We start from the raw sequence: 4,803 nt of genomic DNA, 5'->3' as shown, positions 1-4,803 counted from the left end.
ACAGAACTCAGTCCTTGATATAAACTAAACCGTCCAATATTTGGGGGTCAGTTCATATTGGCTGAGGTTTTTTTTTGACGCTTACACCACTCATAAGATGAAGATCTTAAGGAAGGCAAGTGTAACCAATACGCCCCAACTAACCAAAAACATATTTAGTAATCATTGCCAAACACACCAACACAATCACTGGTCGAATAAGTTTGCTACCGCCTTTAACCACCATATGTGAGCCAAAGTATGCACCTATCGTCTGCCCGACCATCATAGCCAAGCCTACTTTCCACAACACATTGCCACCTAATATAAAAAATATTAACGAGCCAATATTGGTCGATAAGTTCAATACTTTGGCAGCACCTGTCGCCTCAATGATTTGACGACCGCGTAGTGCCACGTTACCAAGCGCAAAAAACATACCCGTACCTGGACCAATATAACCATCATAGAAACCGATCATCGGTGCGACGATTTTTTGCCACTTACTCTCGCTAATGCGCGGTGCTGCTTCTACCTCGCCAAGCCTAGGTGCAAACAAGGTGTAAATACCAATGGCGGCAATTAAAAATGGAATCAACTTTTCTAGTATATCTGGCGGCGATAGCTGTACAGCAATTGTCCCAACAACAGAGCCAAGAAACGCGGCAATAATAGCCACTTTTATACGTTTTGGTTTCACCACGCCTTTTTTGATCATGGTGATAGAAGCCGCCAACGCACCGGATGCAGCTTGCAATTTATTAGTACCAAGTGTCAATACTGGTGGGATATTCGCTAGTAGCATCGCTGGTATAGTCAATAAACCACCACCGCCTGCAATGGCATCGATGAATCCTGCCAATGCTGCCACCGCAGTAAGCATTAAAATAACCTCTAACGAGAGCGATAAATCCATGACACTGACCTACAAAATTTATGATAAAAAAGAAAAAGCCTTAAAACTTGGCTTTGGAAATTGAATTTAAAATACTATTATTAAAGTTGCTGCTGAAGTAGCATTTAGGATAACTATTGGTTTTGCTAATATCGCTCATTATAAAGATAAAGGGGCAAAAAAAACCAAAAACATGACAAAGTCTGTTAAATTTGTCTAACCACTTCATAAATACTTAATATAAGAGTCGTCTGGTTCAAGAATGTAACAAACGACTTTAAGACGTATTTTGTTGTGTATATTAATAAGAGTATGAGAGACTGTTCTTGTCTATCTACCACCTGATAAAAGGCAGTAGTATAGACGCTTGAAGTTATTGAACTATTTTGTAATTAGTTTTTAGTAGATGAGGATGATATGGCAATACGAAGGATTAAAGCATTTTTTGAATTTGAGGCAGCAGGCGGTATCGTTTTAGCCTTGGCTGCTGTTGCTGCAATGATTATTGCTAACTCCCCTCTTCACGTGTGGTACGAAGGCTTTATCCACGCACCTGTTGCTATCCAAATTGGTGATTTTGCCATCGCTAAAGACGCCCACCACTGGATCAATGATGGTCTGATGGCGGTTTTCTTTTTCTTAGTTGGTCTTGAGCTCAAGCGCGAAGTCTTAATCGGTGAGCTATCCAACGTCAAACAAATCATCTTACCCGCCGGTGCAGCACTGGGCGGCATGATTGCACCAGCGATTGTCTATCTGCTCTTTAACTACCATGAACCAGAATTTTGGAAAGGTTGGGCCATTCCTGCGGCAACCGATATTGCTTTTGCTCTCGGGATATTGAGTCTACTTGGTAGTCGCGTACCCAACTCTCTAAAGGTCTTCTTAGTATCCATTGCCATATTTGATGATATTGGTGCGATTTTAATCATTGCGCTATTTTATACCAGTGAGCTGTCATTAGAATCATTAGCGTTAGCTGGTTTGTGTCTGCCATTCTTGTATATGCTCAATCGCCGCAACGTCACTAGTATCACGCCTTATCTGCTCATTGGTGTGATTATGTGGGTTGCCGTGCTCAAGTCTGGTATTCATGCCACTTTAGCTGGTGTGGTCTTAGCACTGTTTATTCCGATGTTTGACCGTACGGATCCTGAGCACTCTCCACTTGAAGAGCTAGAGCATGACCTACACAATACGGTGGCTTTCGGGATTTTACCAATCTTTGCATTTGCCAACTCTGGCATCTCGCTTCAAGGTGCAGGCGTCGCTGAATTATTCCACTCAGTCCCCCTTGGTATCGCTGCTGGCCTATTCATCGGTAAGCAGGTTGGTGTCATGATAATGTGCTGGTTAATCTTTAAGCTCGGTATATCAACCATGCCTAGAGGTATGAACTATAAGCAAGTTTACGGCGCGGCACTATTATGTGGTGTGGGCTTTACTATGAGCTTGTTTATCGGCGGCTTAGCATTTGCTGGCGAAACCACCTTATTTGATGAGCGCCTCGGTATTATCATGGGTTCAATCGTCTCTGGCATCGCAGGTTATATCATGCTTAAAGTCACCCTAAAAGACAATGTGAGTGGCACCTCAGTTGATTTGACTCGTCCGCAATCATAAAACGGTGACCTAAAGCTTTGATCTAAAGCTCTGATCTAAAAATCTAACCTAGGACGCGTCATCATTAAAAATGCTTCCGCTAATATAAGCGGAAGACGTTTTTACCGTAAACAGCATACTGACAAGCATATTTTTAATGTGAGGATGTTTCGATTAGCGTCAGTAGTTATAGGAGATTACCATGCAACAGCTTGTACGGCGGCTTTCTCTGAGCCTATCTATCTTTGGTAGCATCTTTCTATTATCCAGCTGTGCCACGCTGTCAAAGCAAGAGTGCCTCATCGGTGACTGGCAAGCCATTGGTTATAACGACGGCATATCAGGTTATCAATCAGACCGCTTAGCGTCACATGCCAAAGCTTGTGCCAAAGCCAGCGTCACTCCTAACTACCAAGCATGGGAACGCGGTCGCCAATTAGGCCTCAAGCAATACTGTATGACCGATAACGCTTATAACCTTGGCAGACGTGGGCGTAAGTTAAATAATGTCTGTCCAGCTGCGATAACAAGCACTCTGCAACAAGCCAATCAGCAAGGTCTTGACCAATACCATTTAGAGCAACAGCTAGAAAGTGATCAGCGACTATTAAAAGAGTATCGAGAAGAATTTGACAGGCTTAAAAGTGGTGAGATGTTGGAATTTGACAATGAAAAAGAAGCACGCAGACGTCTATTATCACTCGCCAACGAGCTACGCCAAACCAGACATCGTATCAATACAGCACAAACGCAACTCGACTTATTAGAGCAGATGAATAGCTATGGATTCAACTGACACACATAGGGCAGATATTATTAATAGCCGTCTAAAGCATAAACCGTCATCAGCCTCTTACCTACGTCATGGGCGTACTACTGCGATTGATGATCACAGCGACTTACAAGTCCTAAAGCGGGTCAAGCGCTATCTGTTACCCAAAAACTTTGTCCTCTCACAAGATTTATTAAATGAGATCGTCTCAGGCTATGATATTGGCGATCCATTAGCGGACGCATTAGCCACTGAAGGCATCCGTTTTGCAAAGCCCTTGCAGCAGCTCATCATCGACGAAAAAGTAGATAACGACCTCATACAGAACCCATCATTTACCACCTTAACAGAGCAACTGAGTAGCCAGCCAGATTGGTTCGATCCAAAGCTGGCACAAATTGGTGCGGTCGCCTATCGCCGCTATCCACTGATGTTGATTTGGTTATTGCGCAATGTCGCATTGATGGCAGGCTATAGCATTCCTGCGCTCTCTTTACCGCTCATTCAAACTGGCGCATTGATGCATGATGCCCTACCACGATTAATGCGTACTTACGCTTATATACTGGCTGTTTCTGAACATCCTCAAGCGAGCGTACATAATGGCCAAAAATCTACTGCTGAAGTATTGGCGATTGGCTCTGAAGGCTGGCGACAATCAATCAAGGTGCGTCAAATTCACACTTTGGTACGACAAAACTTGCTCAAAGGTAAAGGCAATGCTGCCAAAGACGTCATCTCAGATATTGAGCAACACCGTAACCCTGATGGCAGTTGGAACACCGATTACTGGGGCATCCCGATTAATCAAACCGATATGATTGCCACCCATTTACAGTTTTCATTGTTGATCATGCGTGGACTACGACTGCTGGGTGCGCGCATCAGCACCGAAGAAGCGGAAGGGATCTTGCATCTATGGAATCTCGCCAGCTACTGGATGGGCGTTGACTTAGATCGCTTACCAAAAGATGAGGCCGCCTGCTGGGAGTGGCTCTATACCTACCTATCTATTCAGCAGCTTGATTTTAAAATGGGACAACCATTGGCAAAAGCCCTGCACGACTTACCGCGCCAGATTATGGGGGAGGACAATCGACGCGGGCGATTCGTTGAGATGGTCAATGCCAGTGTGACACGGACATTAGTCGGCGATGATATCGGTGATGGACTAAACTTACCAAAATCAAAAATACGTTTTGGTGTGCTGTCTTCAGTACCCATTCTGTTTGCGCTCGATACCGCGCGGCAGCACAATCAAACCGTTGCAGAAAAACTAGAAGCGTTCCGATCTAAGCGTCAGGACAACATGAACTGGTGGCTAAAGAAAAACGATGATTACTATAAATAACTCAAGCGCTTATCGCTTGTATTAAAACTTAGATTAACACACCAAGTGCAACGCTAATTAATATTATAGAACGCCTGCATAGGCGTCTTAAACCCTAATCGTTTTCTTGGTCTGTTGTTTAATTTGTTCTCAATGTCCTGCATCTCATCATCAGAGACTTGTCTAAAGTCACAACCCTTAGGCAAGTACTCTCTGATAAGGCCG

General features: G+C 43.8%; 4 protein-coding genes and 1 pseudogene. 3 read left to right on the top strand and 2 right to left on the bottom strand.

Annotation, left to right across the window (positions count from 1 at the left end):
• Positions 1 to 139 precede the first annotated feature (139 nt).
• On the bottom strand, positions 140 to 895 hold the full coding sequence (locus EI164_RS14670) for a TSUP family transporter (protein WP_192520659.1): 756 nt from the start codon (positions 893 to 895) through the stop codon (positions 140 to 142).
• A 396-nt stretch (positions 896 to 1,291) separates the two neighbouring features.
• Between EI164_RS14670 and nhaA the strand changes: the two genes are divergently transcribed.
• The 3 genes from nhaA to EI164_RS14655 all read left to right on the top strand — a co-directional run bounded on the left by nhaA (position 1,292) and on the right by EI164_RS14655 (position 4,599).
• The gene (gene nhaA, locus EI164_RS14665) at positions 1,292 to 2,497 is read left to right on the top strand and encodes a Na+/H+ antiporter NhaA (RefSeq protein WP_192520658.1); all 1,206 of its coding nucleotides are present in this window, start codon (positions 1,292 to 1,294) and stop codon (positions 2,495 to 2,497) included.
• A gap of 181 nt (positions 2,498 to 2,678) precedes the next feature.
• Positions 2,679 to 3,272 (top strand): DUF2799 domain-containing protein, encoded by a 594-nt coding sequence (locus tag EI164_RS14660; RefSeq protein ID WP_192520657.1) that lies wholly within the window; start codon positions 2,679 to 2,681, stop codon positions 3,270 to 3,272.
• Positions 3,259 to 4,599: an oxygenase MpaB family protein gene (locus EI164_RS14655; RefSeq protein ID WP_192520656.1), complete on the top strand. Its 1,341-nt coding sequence runs from the start codon at positions 3,259 to 3,261 to the stop codon at positions 4,597 to 4,599. Before EI164_RS14660 ends, EI164_RS14655 begins: the two co-directional genes overlap by 14 nt.
• A gap of 53 nt (positions 4,600 to 4,652) precedes the next feature.
• Here the strand turns inward: EI164_RS14655 and EI164_RS17170 are convergent.
• A pseudogene (locus EI164_RS17170) lies at positions 4,653 to 4,803 on the bottom strand (IS30 family transposase); the annotation flags it as partial.

This window comes from Psychrobacter sp. FME13 (assembly GCF_014861395.1).
GTDB lineage: Bacteria > Pseudomonadota > Gammaproteobacteria > Pseudomonadales > Moraxellaceae > Psychrobacter.
The sequence above is the reverse complement of the archived record's forward strand: the minus strand, read 5'-3'. Positions and strand labels throughout refer to the sequence as shown.